Source organism: Prevotella sp. P2-180 (genome assembly GCF_002251435.1).
Taxonomy (GTDB): domain Bacteria; phylum Bacteroidota; class Bacteroidia; order Bacteroidales; family Bacteroidaceae; genus Prevotella.
In genome coordinates, this window is the sequence record NZ_NPJI01000013.1 from 13,927 (window position 1) to 29,576 (window position 15,650).

Annotated in this window: 14 protein-coding genes; 10 read left to right on the forward strand and 4 right to left on the reverse strand. The window is 38.9% G+C overall.

The window, feature by feature from the left end; translation table 11 throughout:
• Positions 1–53: 53 nt before the first annotated feature.
• From CIK98_RS01205 to CIK98_RS01215, 3 genes are read right to left on the reverse strand one after another with little or no spacing between them, the layout of a single operon-like run.
• A complete protein-coding gene (locus CIK98_RS01205) occupies positions 54–1,100 on the reverse strand; it encodes a FecR family protein (protein ID WP_094382472.1) in 1,047 nt (348 codons plus the stop codon).
• A gap of 52 nt (positions 1,101–1,152) precedes the next feature.
• A complete protein-coding gene (locus CIK98_RS01210; RefSeq protein ID WP_094382473.1) occupies positions 1,153–1,671 on the reverse strand; it encodes an RNA polymerase sigma factor in 519 nt (172 codons plus the stop codon).
• 40 nt (positions 1,672–1,711) lie between these two features.
• Positions 1,712–2,290: a hypothetical protein gene (locus CIK98_RS01215; RefSeq protein WP_094382474.1), complete on the reverse strand. Its 579-nt coding sequence runs from the start codon at positions 2,288–2,290 to the stop codon at positions 1,712–1,714.
• A 650-nt stretch (positions 2,291–2,940) separates the two neighbouring features.
• Between CIK98_RS01215 and CIK98_RS01220 the strand changes: the two genes are divergently transcribed.
• Together CIK98_RS01220 and CIK98_RS01225 are read left to right on the forward strand one after the other, a co-directional pair.
• On the forward strand, positions 2,941–3,462 hold the full coding sequence (locus CIK98_RS01220) for a WG repeat-containing protein (RefSeq protein WP_094382475.1): 522 nt from the start codon (positions 2,941–2,943) through the stop codon (positions 3,460–3,462).
• Between the two features lie 445 nt (positions 3,463–3,907).
• Positions 3,908–4,738: a protein kinase gene (locus tag CIK98_RS01225; protein WP_094382476.1), complete on the forward strand. Its 831-nt coding sequence runs from the start codon at positions 3,908–3,910 to the stop codon at positions 4,736–4,738.
• On the opposite strand, the gene CIK98_RS01230 is transcribed toward CIK98_RS01225, so the two are convergent.
• Complete coding sequence (locus CIK98_RS01230; protein WP_094382477.1) at positions 4,739–5,329, reverse strand: hypothetical protein; 591 nt, start codon at positions 5,327–5,329, stop codon at positions 4,739–4,741. It lies immediately after the preceding gene.
• A 281-nt stretch (positions 5,330–5,610) separates the two neighbouring features.
• Here CIK98_RS01230 and CIK98_RS01235 point away from each other — a divergent pair, with 281 nt between their 5' ends.
• Genes CIK98_RS01235 through CIK98_RS01270 form a run of 8 tightly spaced genes read left to right on the forward strand, consistent with a single transcriptional unit; the run spans position 5,611 to position 15,642 of the window.
• The gene (locus tag CIK98_RS01235; protein ID WP_094382478.1) at positions 5,611–6,024 is read left to right on the forward strand and encodes a hypothetical protein; all 414 of its coding nucleotides are present in this window, start codon (positions 5,611–5,613) and stop codon (positions 6,022–6,024) included.
• A gap of 51 nt (positions 6,025–6,075) precedes the next feature.
• Positions 6,076–7,806 carry a hypothetical protein gene (locus CIK98_RS01240; RefSeq protein WP_094382479.1) on the forward strand — a complete coding sequence of 577 codons (1,731 nt, stop codon included), beginning with the start codon at positions 6,076–6,078 and terminating at the stop codon, positions 7,804–7,806.
• 28 nt (positions 7,807–7,834) lie between these two features.
• Complete coding sequence (locus CIK98_RS01245) at positions 7,835–10,897, forward strand: tubulin-like doman-containing protein (RefSeq protein WP_094382480.1); 3,063 nt, start codon at positions 7,835–7,837, stop codon at positions 10,895–10,897.
• Positions 10,898–10,932: 35 nt separating this feature from the next.
• Positions 10,933–11,592 (forward strand): hypothetical protein, encoded by a 660-nt coding sequence (locus tag CIK98_RS01250; RefSeq protein ID WP_094382481.1) that lies wholly within the window; start codon positions 10,933–10,935, stop codon positions 11,590–11,592.
• A complete protein-coding gene (locus CIK98_RS01255; RefSeq protein ID WP_141210355.1) occupies positions 11,593–12,564 on the forward strand; it encodes a hypothetical protein in 972 nt (323 codons plus the stop codon).
• Positions 12,558–13,286 (forward strand): hypothetical protein, encoded by a 729-nt coding sequence (locus CIK98_RS01260; RefSeq protein WP_094382483.1) that lies wholly within the window; start codon positions 12,558–12,560, stop codon positions 13,284–13,286. The genes CIK98_RS01255 and CIK98_RS01260 overlap by 7 nt, the downstream gene beginning before the upstream one ends.
• 8 nt (positions 13,287–13,294) lie before the next feature.
• Complete coding sequence (locus CIK98_RS01265; protein WP_094382669.1) at positions 13,295–14,257, forward strand: hypothetical protein; 963 nt, start codon at positions 13,295–13,297, stop codon at positions 14,255–14,257.
• A gap of 32 nt (positions 14,258–14,289) precedes the next feature.
• Positions 14,290–15,642 carry a porin family protein gene (locus tag CIK98_RS01270; protein WP_141210356.1) on the forward strand — a complete coding sequence of 451 codons (1,353 nt, stop codon included), beginning with the start codon at positions 14,290–14,292 and terminating at the stop codon, positions 15,640–15,642.
• Positions 15,643–15,650: the final 8 nt, after the last annotated feature.

Genomic DNA, 15,650 nt, shown 5'->3' on the forward strand with positions numbered 1-15,650 from the left:
TGGTAAAAGAAAGAAAAATGTGTCTTTTTTGTAATAAATGACGAAAAAATGCTTTATTTGATAATAATTTGATTGTTTTCGAAGCTCAATTTCGCCTTTTTCATCATATTCAGCGACTCTATCAGGTCGCCAATGTCGTCGCTGCGGTCGGCAGTGAGAAACAGGCGGGTTTTTGCTTTTGCGGGGTTGTCGAACACCACGCTGACGTTATACCATTGTCCGAGTTCCTTGGCTATGTCGAGCAGTGTGGAGTTGTCGAAATAGAATTTGTCTTCAGTCCATGCGGTATACATATAGGTGTCTACATCAGTTACTGTGAGCGTCTCGTTGTTTAGTACAGCATGCTGTCCGGGTTTGAGTTTTGTGGGTGTAATGCCACTGCTGGCAGGTCTTACCTCTACGCTTCCCTCGACGAGCGTGACGGCAGGGGAGTTGAACTTGTTAGCCTTCACGTTGAATTCAGTACCAGTCACCTTGGTTGTCATGCCGTTGGCTTCCACTATGAAAGGCATGAGCGCATTGTGGCTTACCTTGAAATAGGCCTCGCCCTTCACTTCCACCTTTCGCTCACCTCCTGTGAAGGTGCTTGGGAAGCGCAGTTGTGAGCATGCGTTGAGCATCACGGTTGTGCCGTCGGGCAGTTCCACTTCGGCTGTGGTCTGTGCAGGAGTCTTTACGGTGTGATATACTACGGTGTTGTTGGCTACGGGTTTAGAGTAATCTATCAGATTGTGGTCGTTTACGGTTGTAGTCTTGCCATTGGTGTCGATGAGTATTTTGCTTGGGATGTTGTCCATGGCCTCATAGGCAGTGATATGTGCAGTATGGTGGTCGGACATCTCAGTTGCACGGCGGTTGCCCACGACAAACAACAGCACCACTGCCGCTGCTGCGGTTAGCAATGCCACGATGATGCCGCGGCTTTCGGTGTTATGTTCCAAGCCGTGTTTTGCCTTGAAGGCAGCGAGTTGTGCCTCCACGTCAGGTTTTGAATAATTCCGGCGGTTGAAATAGTCGGTAAGGAGCACTTCTTCGTGTTCTAAACCTTCCATCTGGTCGGATGAAGTTAAATCATATCTATCGTTGTCAGTCCCTTCCATATATTATGTGTATAAAAAATTATCGGTAGTATTTCAATAGTTATACGTTAGTTCATTCCATTTGGGTATGTTTTTGAGCGTTAAAAACTTCTCTTAACATTTTCAGTGCTCCTGAGATATGTTTTTTAACAGTATTGGGGCTTATATTCATCATTTGCGCCACTTCAGCATATTTTTTCTTTTCAATGTAGCACATGCGTAATATTTCGTCCTTGGGTGGTTTTAGGCTGTTGAGCATTTGTTCTACAAGTCGGTCTTTTTCCAGTTCTACTGAGTAGTCGGAGTAGAATTCCGTGGCATGTCGGATATATTCTTCGCTGTATTGTCTGTGGAGTTTGTCGCGTCGCATGTGGTCGATGGCGCGGTTGTGTACCGCAGACATGAGATATGTTCCAACGCTATTGGTGTCGATTGTGTCAATGTTTTTCCAAACGTTGAGGAATATGTCGTCGATGATGTCGCGGCAGTCGTCTTCGTCTGCCAATAATGAGAGCGCAAAATAATAGAGGCGGCTATAGTGGTCGCCATAAATTTTTTCGAATTTTATCCTGTTAGCTCTCTCTCTAAACATTTGTTTTGCTTAATTTCGCAGAAAAGTACAATATTCACTGCTATTTTTTGTCATTGCTTACCAAGTTCCAGATTATGCCGCCTCGCTGTCCGCAGACATAGTCAGTCACAGGCATTCCCGGATGGTAAAGGTTGTTAAGGTAGAGCTCTTGTTTGTCCACAAACTGACTACATTGGAATGTATCGTTTTTTGAAAGCTTGCTGTTCACAGACTCCACTACCCTGAAAGTCGATTGTCCCTGATATTCCACGGTGACCACTCTGTCAGGTTTCCATACCAGCTTCACCAAGTCTCCAAATACGAGAGCATCACTCATCAGCTTACGGTGAATGATACGAAAGCTCACGTTAGAATCATTCATACCCCCTTTCACGAAATTGTCCCAACTGGCATATCCCACCATTTGTGCCAATGTGTCTAAGGTATACTTGCTCTGTTTGCTTTCCGTGTCCACATATCCCCATACTCTCTTAAGGGTGCTTGCCGATAGCGATTCACCGGTAAAACCCTCCACTTGTTTCGACAAAAAGTTGAAGTCTCGTGGTGTTTTAATACTTTTTCCCGCCACAATTTCCACTTTTTCTTTTAGTCGTTGTATGTCTTCGTCTCGATATTCCATTTATTTTATTTGTTACTTCAGAAAAATCCGCTGCAAAGTTATTAATTTTTTTCCTCTTATTCACGTTTTTCCCAAATTATTTTCACAAAGATATGCTATTTTGGCGTTTTAAGTAGACTTACACCGACTTTGGTATAGAGTCACAACGGAGGCAGAGTGGAGGCAGAGCCTACTTATGGTAGGGTTTTGAGGGCGTTTTTTCACAGTTTTTGTGTTGAAACAAGGGTGTTTTTCCTTCCTTGTCTGATATGAATCCAGTAATAAACCCCGTCTTCCTCCACTATTTCCCTCTATCTTGTCCAGTAGTGGTAAATAAATGATTTTGTCTATAATTTTTACTTATTTTCATTTCCCGCTCTGTGAATCACAGGGAGTGAATCACAGGGACAAGTTCATCGACCCGAAAGAGTGAACCAATGTACCTGACCCTATGCCCCATTTCTATATATTTGAAAAAACAATGCTTTTAAAGCTAAAAATTTGCGTATTTCAGAAAAATCATGTATTTTTGCAGCAAAATTCAATTAAAAACGCAATTCCGGAAGACGGATTCTGCATGGAGTGTGGAGCTAAATTATAATATGGTGGTATGAGTGTTAATTATATTGCAAAATGGTCTTGGAGAGACCGTAATAGATTGTTTTGAATCGATGAAATCAAATGAAATCAGTTTATACAAAGTATCCAGTAAAGGTAAGTATGGCTATATAGACAAGACTGGCCGTTTAGTTATCCTTTGCAAGTATGATCTTGCCTCTAATTTCCACGAAGGTTTGGCTATAGTTGAAAAGTCTCGTAAATGCGGCTATATCGACAAGACTGGTCGTGAGATTGTTCCGTGCAAGTATGATGATGCCTGTGATTTCAGCGAAGGTCTGGCTATGGTTGAGAAGAATGACAAACGAGGCTATATCGACAAAACTGGCCGTGAAGTTATTCCTTGCAAGTATGATGATGCTTTTGATTTCCACGAAGGTCTGGCAATAGTTGAGAAGAATGGCAAACGAGGCTACATAGACAAGACTGGTCGTGAAGTTATTCCTTGCAAGTATGCTGATGCTTGGGATTTCCAAGAAGGTCTGGCTTTAGTTGTAAAGAATGGTAAACGAGTCTATATAGACAAGACTGGTCGTGAAGTGGCACCATTTATATATGACGACAAACTTTGGTAATAGTATCATCACCTTCATCAAAAAGCCATCCTGACCTCAATGGGGTTGGGATGGCTTTTGTTCGTCTTTTCTGGGTAGCTCACTTTGCAACAATAGAAAGATGTTAAAAAACATTATTTTAATACCTTTTCATTGAAATTTTTGTTATTAATGTCTATATTTATATAGTGCCCTAAGCAGTGATTGGGCAATGGCATTATGGCGAAGAAAGTTAGCGAGAAACCTGTTGAATAGATACTATTTAACAAGAGAAAACGCAAAATATTCGTGATATTTAACATTTATGTTATACTTGAATCAATTTGAATCATTTTGCTTTAGAAAAATATTCCTAATTTTGCCGAAGAAATTGTGGATAGTTCCGTTATTGACGGATTTGTCTTACATAAAATGCCTGAAACACTATATAAATAACTATCGAAACGTTAATAAATAATGAATAATAATGCAAAACTCACTATTACAAAATAGCCAACCCTCATCTATGCATGATACCGTCTATGAAGGTCATACTAGTATTGGCTCTTGTAGATGGGAGAATGGCCGGAAGGTGTTTGTAAAAAAGTTGAAAAGCTGTTGTGCCAGTGATAGCCGCTATCAAGATTCCTTACGAAAGGAATTTGAAGTGGGCAGCAGGCTCGATTGTCCATATATTGTGAATTACCTTCGTATGGAAGATAATTGCATCGTTGAAGAGTTTATTGATGGGATGACGCTTGACAAGTTTGTAAAACTCAATCCAGGATATCTTCGTAAAGAAGAAAACTTGCAGAGATTGGTCATGCAATTGCTTGAAGGATTGCAATATCTGCACAAGCGACAGATACTCCACCTCGATCTAAAACCAACCAACTTGATGGTTACCCGCATAGGAAACTATTTGAAAATTATCGACCTAGGCTTTTCTTATTCAGATTCTTATGTATTGTCTCTTGGTGGAACAAAGGGCTTTTCCGCACCTGAGCAGATGATAGAGGGGGGAGGAGAAAAACTGAATGTTACGACTGACATCTATGCTGTAGGTCGTATTTTACAGTTCATAGACTCAGTGATAGGATTGCCCAATAATTATAGACATATAGCAGAGAAGTGTTGCAAGGATAATCCATCAGAACGCTTCTTGTCCACAGACGATGTTATGCGTGCTATTAAAACAAATAATAAAAAAAGAGTATTTCTGATATCAATGATAGCGACCTTGTCGGTAATGGCATTGATGATTCCAGTTTCTTATAAATTATTACAGAAGAATAAATATAAAAGCACTAAAAGTTAATTATTTTTTTAAGATAAACCTAATGCCGCCATTCTGTCCTCCCACATAACTCATAGGAGCATGACCTTCGCGCAATAGGTCTGAGCAGAATAAAGGTTGGCCCTCAACCAACTTTTGGCAGTGGAACGTATCACCTTTTCGAAGCTTACTGTTTTCATTGTTTATAACACGAAAAACATCCGCACCTTCATGAACAACAACAACGCGTCGGTTAGGCATCCATGTTACAATAACCTCTTGTCCACATTCCAAAGCATCTGAATTCACTGTCTTTACATCGAGGAGAAAGTTACTAACGTTTATTTTCATGTCTTCAGGAAGTTGGGAGACTGACTTTTCATATTGATCCCAATCACTATAGCCCAAGAGCATGCATAATACGTCGAGTGTATGCCTCGATACCGACACATCTGCCTCTTGATAGCCCCAGAAACGGCGCAAGGTAGTTGGCGAGAGCATCTGTCTCGTCTGTATAAAAACCGTTTCGGCCAACATGTCGAAATGCCGGCGCATCTTTATCTCCTTGCCTATATATTTCTCGATCTGGCTTCGTAGGCTACGGTAAAGTTCCTCTGTTCTCTCGGATGTCATATATTCTTTCTCTTTGTCGTTTTAATACTCCAAATAGTAGTTTCGCTTGCAAAGATACGCTTTTTTTTGTATTTTTCTATCAAATCCACCACACTTTTTTTGTCACACATCAGCAAAGGAACAAAATGGAACACCATTATATCGTGAGAAAAATGTAACTTTGCCCCGTCGTTGATTATTGTTTGGCATCATTGCCAGAAATGCGATACAACTGCAAGTTTTAACAAGAGAATGCCGAGTCGCTTTAAAGGAAGTAGGCAAAACAAAATATTTGTATTTTTATGAAATTATTTCATGGTGTTTTAGGAATAGCTTTTATTATTTTGGCTACAGTCGTTTCAGGTTGTTCTTCTGAACAATCCTACAATACCGATCAATGTATATATATTACTTTGGCATATGTGGCTGCATCAGATGAAGATTTCAACGATAAAGAAAAAGACTATTTAAACGATTTTGTTGAACGTAGCGGATTGAGTCAAGAGCAAATTGAAGAAGTTATGTCAAATGTCTCAGATTCAGGCATAAACCTCCCACTTCTTGATGAAGACGACCAAGTTGAGCGTTTCGAAAAAGAATTGGATGGCATTGTTAAAGCAGACGGTGTCGTTAATGACAAAGAAAAGGTGTTTTTTGAGTTGAATGCGGAAATGTTTCAAATTGATAAAGAAACGGCTTCTGAAAAATTGAAGTAAAATGAATGCAAGATGATGATTCACACTACTTATTGTTTTTGACAAATCATTATGAAACGAATATTTTATCTACTGGTATTGCTTGTAGTAAGCAATAGAATATATGCGCAGTTTGCAGGTTTTGACGAATCGGTGTACAATGGAATTTTCGGTGAAGTTACATCGAGTATTTCCAAGTATAAACTCAATGCGCGAAAACCTTATATTGTTAAGGCAGGCAATACTTTAATATATTATTCGGAAAAGAAAAGGTCGTGCGGACTGAATTTAAAGAATCAGAACTATTCTGAAAAGCATAAGTGGCTTTTGGATGGACCTCAAGACTATTTCTCATTGCAAATAACCGCAACACAATTGATTGTGCATCACAGACAGGAAGCCCAGGCTGCTTGTAAACGTAATGCAAAGGGCAAACCATTGGCTCCTGAAGGATTTAAGACGTTCATAAATAAAAAAGGTGTTTCAAGAAAGGCTATTCTTCCTTCTTTCCTGGAAAACGCACTCGTATGTAATACTATGACATACAGTAACATACTAGTTTTTCAAACTCCAAGAAAAGAAAAACGAGTAGGAAAGGTTATAGTCACAAGCCCAGACTATCTTGAAAAGAATGCTATTCAGACTGGCAAGACGCTATTTGCACAGTCGGGTAATTCTGCGAGCGGAAACTCCGCAGCAGATACTTTTGCTCCATGGAGAGTGATAAAGGACGACAAAATAGTCATTTCATTGGACGCTATGGCGAAAGCTAACAAAATCTCAAAAAATGAATTACTTTGGATATTGTACTATACTGATTTTACCGATAATCAATCAGACATATTCAAAGGACTTGTATTTTCAAAAGAAGACAATGATGCGCTAAAATATATGCTTAGCCAGACTTTTGGCTTAAAGAAGAAGACAGCGGAAGGCCAGGCTTATGCATCAAGGAAAACAGGTATCATCAAAAAGAACAAAGAAGAAAAGGAAAGAAGGTATAAAGAAAAATGCCAGAAGAAACTGGATGAAATTGATCTTTTGGCTTCAAAACTTGAAAAAGACCCGTATAAAGACTATAAAAACTATGAAGATGCTAAAGCTATTGAGCATTGTATTGACAATTTAAATAAAATAGAAAAGGCATTAGGAAGTAACGACACAACTAATTTATTGAGAAAGCGACTGAATATAGTGGGGTTTACTATTGGTTTCAAGTATAACGAAAAAGAATTATTCAGTTCATCAGTGATTGATTATGCAAAGAATGAAGTTGCACGTTTCAATTACGATTCACTGGAAACGGTTAAAGACTTTATAAGGATACTCAATATTATTGGTAACTATGCATATATGAAAAAAGACAAGGACGCACAATCATATATATTGTCTTATATAGAATATGCATATGAAAACCAAGATCCAACAGAAGAAATAGTTCCAATGTTGGTAAAATACGGCAAATGTATTATGAGTCAGAATAGGTCATCTTCAAAGGATGACATACGGCTTGTGAAAAGCTATGTGGAAGAACTTGAACCTATATCCGAGACAAAGGACAACGTGAGGATGTATAATCTTTTGGTAGATATGTATCGTTGGAACAAAAAAGAAAACCAGGCACAGAAAATCATAAAAACCAAGCTCTCTATCTACGATCCTGACGGAAGTATAAGAAAAGAAATACGACAGGAAGAGGAAATGGAGAAAAAAATGACAATACAAGTACCAAAACAAGTGACGAATAATGTCAAGAATGAAGGCAAGAAAAAGCCATCATTTCATTTTGAATTAATGAAATAACAAATAATAATCAAAAACAAATATTATTATGGACAAATCAATAAGTTGTAACTCCAACCATATTTTAGTGGGAATCGGAGGAACGGGAGGAAAAATACTAAAAGCATTCAAAATGAGGGTTTTTGAAGAGTTTCCAGAAGAAGAGAAACGCTCAAAATTGCCCGTAGCCTTGCTTTACATCGATTCAACAGAAAAAGACTTAATGTCGAAGGACGGTAAGCCCAAAGATGATTTCCGTGTCATGGGACAGGATGCCTCATTTACACGTAATGAGTTTTTCAATATCAAGGCTGTTGATGTAGAGAGTATTCTTGACCATATTGACAATTATCCCCATGTGAAAGGTATTGTTGACAATGTCAAAGCAGTAAGATCCGCAATAGGGTCTTTAGGCGAAGCTGCAGGACAGAAACGCAGGGCAGGACGCTTGTTGTTTGCCGCCAATTCTATTGGATACGTAAATAGCCTTAGAAATGCATTTTCACGATGTGAAGCCATTTCGAGCATGGATGACACAAAGACTTGTATTCATATTTTTGCAGGATTGAGTGGAGGAACTGGCTCAGGTTCAATAGTTGACGCAGTTGTACAGGCAAGGAAAACTTTCCCAAATGCCGATATTTTGGTTTATGCCATGATTCCAGAGATGAATCTTCCGAAGCCAAACATGGACCAAGGAAGATATTATCAAAACGGATATGCTGCATTGAACGAGCTGAATGGTTTGCAGGCTGGACGATGGTTCCCGCAGGATGTGACTGGAGAAGGTGAGGCTCATCTTTACAACGACAGGGTAAAGGGTGTTGCCAATGGATTGACATTGTATAGCAACGTTAATGAAAACGGCATTGTGATAAATTCCCTGGAGGAATTGCCCAAAATTGTAAGCGACTTTATTTATTCACGCATATTTCTCATCAATCAAGATCCAAATACCAACGATATACTTAGAGCTTTTACCTTTGAGAATATTGATGACTTTGCACTTGAACTTGATGAGACTGCCGAACCCGACTCTGATGGTAGCATAAGGGCTGCAAGAACCAAGAAGATTAATTCTTTTGGAATAAAGCGCGTTATGTATCCTGAATTACGTATATTAAAGCACATTACATATACAATAGGCGAAAGCATTCTTTTCCAGTTTAAGTATAATAATTGGCGTGAGAATCAGGGATATGTTGATGAAGAGTGCAACAAAGACTATCGCACATTATATCTTAATCCAGATAATTTGGTTAAATGGAAGTTAGATAATGCCCATCTGACGTTAGAAAAGAAGGTGCTTAAAACAGATTCCGATTATCCAACGTTCAAAGATTATTGGCACGACAAGGCAATTGGTTATTTCGAAGAAGCTAAGAAAAACAAGAATCCACTCAATGAGCTTGACAGCATTATGGGTGAATTTTATGACAAGCACTTTAGGGAGGAAGGTGTAGAAAGTTACTACATGGGTAAGTCAAGAGTCATACCTGATATTTCTCGGGAAATACGCCACAATGTAGAGATTGAGCTTTTTGGAAAATGGAAAAATGGAGAGATTTCCATTGTTGAGCTTCAGAAAGTGTCGAAAGTTATTCTTGAGAAAATAGCAGACATACGTGCTGATCTAGAAACTGTGATTGCAGAAAAGAAAGATGCTTTTGAAAGGACAGACTATGACCGTTCGGCAAATGTTACCGAGTGGAGCAGACTTGGTATCTTCCAAAGAATGGTGGGTGCTGGCGCACGCCGTTATAGTGAACACCAGGAGATATTGACCGACTTTTATGTATTAAAGACAGAGTGTATTGCACTGGATTTCGCAAGGAAATTAGTTGCGAAACTGAATGTCGAATTCGGAAAGATGAATGAGGACATTTCTGCATTCGGACAGAAAATCAACGATGCCATAGAAGAGACAGAACGTCTGATTGCTGGTCAACGCAAAGTGAACAAAGGACTCGAGGATATGCGTGGAGCCATTATTGAAGTATGTGAGGAGGAAAGGATGGTTGAGTTTGAATTTGAATTAAAGACCGACAAAATAGAAATGCCTAATATTGCAAGACAGATTAGGGAGTTAATTTTGCCAGAGAGTGAATTCATCAATTTTGGACGCCTTGCTAACGAAATAGACAATGATAATATTAAAGATGCTTTTGATATCAGATTGTCTGAGATTGTCAAGATAAAACACGACGAAAAGGCTGACAGTGAGAAAAAGGTATTAGGACTGAACATTCTCACCCAACTGCAACAGAAACTCCGTACAGATGAAGATATTAAGGCTTTTGCAAAACAAATAGTCGATCAAAGTGGAGTATATCTAAAACTAAACAATGATCAGATGAGACTCCATCTGAGAAACAATGAGAATGAAAAGAGTCCTACTAATCCAGCTAGTATTAACCAAAAAATATTGTTCGTTTCTATACCGTCGCCTGAAGACAATGAAGGGTTGAAAAGATTTGCAGACAAACTTGTGCGAGCATTCAATGAATCCATAAATCAAAGTATGGCAAGAACAACGATTACGATCAGCCAGAAAAGCCCGTGCAAAAATGAACTGTCAATAACAACAATTACATATTGTTTCCCGATGCGTGCCATAGATTGGCTTCAGACTTATAAAGACAGATATGAACGATTTTTGAAAACCGGAAATGCAGCAACCGATCTTAGTAATGCAATATTGTTGCACTCGGAGAAAGATGGCAGCCAACTGCCTTCATTGTTCCCCGTCTTTGAAAAGAAAGAAGAGAAGCCTGCTGTAAAACCAATATCAACGGCATCGCCAGTAGCTCCACCTCCAGCATCGCCAGTAGCTCCGCCACCGGTATTGCCATCAACACCTCCGTCAGAACCCGAAATAAAGCTTTTCATTGCTGTAAACGGTCAACAATATGGTCCATATAATAATGAAGTGTGCAAGCAGTTGGTTACCAATGGACAGTTAACACCAAGCAGCATGGTATGGATGGAAGGTATGCCACAATGGACTCCTGCAGGACAGGTCAGCACAATACAATTTTTGTTTGCTCCTCCTGCTACGTCATCAATGCCACCAATGCCGCCAATAGGATCAGTACCTCCTCCTGTAATGTAACAATTAATTATTAACAAATAAAACAAATAAAAAATATGGTAAGAAGCAGAGAACATGTAAGGTACAGATATGGTATTTGCCTTAACGAAAAATGTTCAAAGTCAAGAGATAAGGTAGTGCAGAAAGTTTCAGCCAGAGGAGATTTAATCTGCGACGAGTGTCAAAAGCCTCTTCGTGAGTGTCCTCCTCCTTCCTCTGGTCCAAACAAACGATTGATAGGTATCGTATGCGGAGTATTGGTTTTGGCAGCAGTAGTTGTTGGAGGCATATTCTTGTTTGGTGGTAAAACAGAACCCAGTCAAGAATCAACAGCCATGATTGACAGCATCAATGCTCAAAGAGAGCGAGATAGCCTGCAGCGTGTGGCAGACTCTTTGGCTCAACTTGAAAATGAGAAGAACGCAAAGAAGAAAGAGTCTAAGTCAAAGGCAAGAAAAGCGCAACAGTCGGTGTCTAACAGGAAAGACCTCGGATATGCAGTATTCGTAGGAACTGTAAAAAACGGACAACTCGATGATGTCAATGGCCGCCTGACGTTCAAGTCTTCGCACATAATTGACAGCCGCGATCCAAAAGGCCGAGTAGCTGAACCAGGTGACTACGTTATAGGAGAGTTCTCCGAAGGACATCTCGTGCAAGGAATCTGGTACGATAGCAATAATGTTGTAAAGGGTAGTATAATAATAGGAAAGTAAATGAGAAGGTTAACGGCACTCTTTGCATGTCTAATAATGTGGAGTGTAGGAATCAATATTTACGGACAACAAAAATTGTTTAGCAAGCAAGTCCGCATGGAGGCAAACAAACCAATGAACCAGGTTATGGACTTCTTGGAGAATTATTTTGTTGGACTAAAGAATGTCAAAGGGACAACCGTTACGGACAAGATGGCTGACGATAAAGTCCACTTCCGTAAAGGTAGTCTTTCTGACTACTACAACTTGTGCGAAAGAGTGCCGTTTTCCATAAATCTTGTTGATAAGCATTATGAAGTAAGCTGGTACAAGGAAGATGCTCCTTATATTACAGTTGTGTTCCCTGCACAATGCGACCTTATTATGGGCAAATCGCAAAAAGAGATACAAAACGAGTTTCGTTCTGCTATTGTTAGTGCCAACCATAGTGATTTCAGGTTGACGATTAATCCGAAATATCTTGAAATGTATGACGATACAATTTGGATTTCTAAGCGGGAACATTATGAATTGGAGAGTCTTAATGACGCTTCATACTTTATAAGGAGTAACGGAGATACAGGTTTTAGCCCACTATTTGACAACCTCCACAAATCATTATCTGCCGCTAATCTGTTTCAAGGTATGATAGACAAAGTGGACAGAAAGATGTATGTGGAGCAGTCGGTATATGGGATGACGTCAGTGAAATACACAATAAAGCTAAGTCAATGGCTTGACTATTGCAAGGAACAGAATCTGAAAGTGTATTTTGCAGTGGAGGAAGAACGTGAGGACGGATTGATGGTAATGGTGATAGCTCAAAGTAGTGAACTTTGTTACAATCATTTATTGTCTGTAATACTGGCGGATGACTTTATCGGGAATCCCAATTCAGTGATTAAGGTTAAACTTACTCCATATATACCTACTCACAATATTAAAAACTTATTTCAGAAGGAATCACGTAAAAGCAGAAAAAAAATATGGTAAACAAAATGTTATTGACTGCTCTGTTCTCCTTGTCGGGCGAAGGCATTGGTTTGGCTCAGTCCAATAAGACAGTGGAGGACATTAATAAGGTGAAATGCGACACTTGCTATATATATGCAGAAACGACTATGAAAAGTGTCGATGAGGCTTTCGTAGGTGCAAAGTCTATTCTTGAAGTCAAGGTTGCTGATTGGGTAAAAGCTCAAGGCATAAAGGGAGTCGATATCTGCATCGCCAAGGCAAAAGAACATCTTTTTGAGATACAGACGCGACGTGGGGATTACTATAGGGCATTCGTTTATGTTAACAAAAAAGAGATTATGCCTGTTGACAATAAAAATGAAATTGTCATTTTGGATGTAAAAAAGCAGAAAACCTCCAAGAATACGTCAAACGCCATAATATCCGAGGACGATAGAGTAGGGATAAAACCAACTGTTGAATTAACTCCAGATGAAAAGAATATGGTATCAATAAATCGTTTTGCAGATGTCGAACCATACTTGTCGGAACTCAAACAAACTGGTAAACTTGAATCATACGGCAAATACAAGACGATGCCCACTACAGGACTTGTGTATTGTCTTGTATATAACCAGGATGGAAAAGTTGTTGCCCAGTTAAGAAGGGATGGCAATACTTTTTTCAACCTTAAGACTCAGGCAACAGAAATGATTAGTGATTACAAAAACTGCGGTGCGATTTGGCTTCGCTTAAAATGATTAAAAATATGAAGAAGTTATCGTTCATTATTATCTTATTGAGTCTATGGACTCTTTTCTCTAATGCTTCAATAAAAGTCACTATCACTGATGGCATTGATGATGACGCGGTGAAGCAACGGATGGAACAACATTTGTCTACAATGTTAACAGAAATCAATTCTGCCCAATCAGGAAAAAGAAACCTGAATTTTGCAACAATTGATGTTAATACTAATGTGCAAAAATCTATGGCAATGTTGTGGGAAAACTCACCATTCATGTGTACTGACGATATGATAGCTGAACATTGTATTACAACAGGAACAGGTTATCAGATCAGAAATATTCCTCTGATGATGAAACCAACAGGAGATAGGGCGTTTAACGAAGACGAATATCAAGAGGCTGTAGTAAGTTTTGATAGTCAGGGCAATGTTGAGAGTTTCTACCTCTCAATAAGCATGAATCTTTATATGAATGTCATAAAAAGCAATTTGGAATTGACAGACCTACGTCGTCGCCAACTCATTCTTGATTATGTGGAGCAGTTCAGAACTGCTTACAATCAGAAAGACCTTCCTTTCCTCAAGCAAGTGTTCAGCGACGATGCTCTCATCATAACAGGAAAGGTAATAACCCAGAGGCATGCAGAGGGTTTCACTTCACAGAAGATAACCTACAACAAGCAAACCAAGCAGCAATATCTGGATAACCTTCGCCGTGTGTTCAATACCACCCAATATATCAAAGTGACATTTGACGATATTGAAGTGAAACGTCATCCTGTTAATCCTAACTTCTATGGTGTAACTTTGCATCAGGGCTATACGAGTAACCGTTATCACGACGATGGATACTTGTTCCTCTTATGGGACTTTAACGATGAGTCAGCACCTCAAATTCATGTCCGTACATGGCAGCCTGACAAAATTAACGGTAAGGACTTACCTAAGGAGGAAATATTTACTTTGAGTGATTTTGACATTTAATACTATTAATCAATAATAATATAATTATAGTTATGCGTAAGATATTGTTCTTAATAATGTTTTGGTCAACTATCGTAGTGTCAGCTCAAGACATAACGATCAGCCGAATGGAAGCTTTGCAGTCTACAAAAGCTCAAGTAGATGCCAGAAAAGACAAAAACGGAAAGAAATGTGCCATCGTCTTGGTTGATGTCGTGGGCATCGATAAGTTGCAGTTTAAGGAAGCATTTGGCGATGTAAACTATTTGCTTAATGAATATACCGTATATTTAAAGGAAGGTACAAAACAGCTTACCATCATCAATGGTAAAAATAAAGTACTTGCCAACTTCGACGATTTCGATATTGCCATTGAATCCGGTACAACCTATAAACTGATTCTTGAAACATCAAACAAATTACGTTCCGCATGTTTTTACTTAAAGCCAAAGGATGCAGACTTGGTGTTCAATAACAAGAAGGTGACGAAAAATGAGAATGGTATTTATGTCATCAACGACAAAATGGGCAAATACGACTATTCTGTTACAGCTAAAGGATATGAAACCGTAAACGGGCAGGTGGAATTGACAGAAGGAGAACTCGTGGTAACAAAGGATATTGAACTGGAAGAAAAAAAATATCCTATAAGTATTATCTGTTCTCATCCGAAAGCTAACTTATTTATCGACGATATCCCTCTTGGTACAGTTGAAAGCCAAAACAACATTATGCTTACTGAGGGCAAACATGTTATTCGTGTAACAAACAAGGAATGTAAAGACTATGAAAGTAACTATACTGTCAAGGCTTCTGGCAACACTCCCATAAAAGTGACGTTAACAGAATATAAGAAAAAAATAGTTTATCACAAAAATGAACGTACAAAAACTACTGGTAATTTCCGTTCTCACATAGATGTTAATGTGTCAGGAAATTATTTCTTAGATGAAAAAAGCACAATATGGAAGGCCAACCTTGAATATCACCAGTATTTAGGCATTTTTGCATTTAAGGAAGGAATAGGTGCTGGTGTATTGGATCCTTCAGATAAGCAACATAAAGAATTGGACAAGTATGCAGAAGTGACAAATTGTACTCATAAAACCATATTTGCTATGGATCTTCCTTTACAGGCTGGTTTGGCTCTGCCTCTTAGCCGTTATAATACAAGCAGCGTTCTTTTGTTGGCTGGTCTATATGGAGCATACTATAACATTGGACACTCTGCCGATAAGATGGAGGACAACAAGGCGGTAAACTCAGATTCGTTTGATTTCGGATTAAGGGCCAACGTACAATTCTACATTAATAGATTCTCTCTCTCATTTGAGTGGAACAACAGTTTGTCTAAATATAAGTTGGGGACAAACATCGGAGTTTCGTTAGGATACAGGTTTTATTAATTTGACAG

Bases quoted from the DNA above. Each gene is read 5' to 3' on its own strand.
- CIK98_RS01205 (WP_094382472.1), bottom strand. From the start codon at position 1,100: ATGGAAGGGACTGACAACGATAGATATGATTTAACTTCATCCGACCAG.
- CIK98_RS01210 (WP_094382473.1), bottom strand. From the start codon at position 1,671: ATGTTTAGAGAGAGAGCTAACAGGATAAAATTCGAAAAAATTTATGGC.
- CIK98_RS01215 (WP_094382474.1), bottom strand. From the start codon at position 2,290: ATGGAATATCGAGACGAAGACATACAACGACTAAAAGAAAAAGTGGAA.
- CIK98_RS01220 (WP_094382475.1), top strand. From the start codon at position 2,941: ATGAAATCAAATGAAATCAGTTTATACAAAGTATCCAGTAAAGGTAAG.
- CIK98_RS01225 (WP_094382476.1), top strand. From the start codon at position 3,908: ATGCAAAACTCACTATTACAAAATAGCCAACCCTCATCTATGCATGAT.
- CIK98_RS01230 (WP_094382477.1), bottom strand. From the start codon at position 5,329: ATGACATCCGAGAGAACAGAGGAACTTTACCGTAGCCTACGAAGCCAG.
- CIK98_RS01235 (WP_094382478.1), top strand. From the start codon at position 5,611: ATGAAATTATTTCATGGTGTTTTAGGAATAGCTTTTATTATTTTGGCT.
- CIK98_RS01240 (WP_094382479.1), top strand. From the start codon at position 6,076: ATGAAACGAATATTTTATCTACTGGTATTGCTTGTAGTAAGCAATAGA.
- CIK98_RS01245 (WP_094382480.1), top strand. From the start codon at position 7,835: ATGGACAAATCAATAAGTTGTAACTCCAACCATATTTTAGTGGGAATC.
- CIK98_RS01250 (WP_094382481.1), top strand. From the start codon at position 10,933: ATGGTAAGAAGCAGAGAACATGTAAGGTACAGATATGGTATTTGCCTT.
- CIK98_RS01255 (WP_141210355.1), top strand. From the start codon at position 11,593: ATGAGAAGGTTAACGGCACTCTTTGCATGTCTAATAATGTGGAGTGTA.
- CIK98_RS01260 (WP_094382483.1), top strand. From the start codon at position 12,558: ATGGTAAACAAAATGTTATTGACTGCTCTGTTCTCCTTGTCGGGCGAA.
- CIK98_RS01265 (WP_094382669.1), top strand. From the start codon at position 13,295: ATGAAGAAGTTATCGTTCATTATTATCTTATTGAGTCTATGGACTCTT.
- CIK98_RS01270 (WP_141210356.1), top strand. From the start codon at position 14,290: ATGCGTAAGATATTGTTCTTAATAATGTTTTGGTCAACTATCGTAGTG.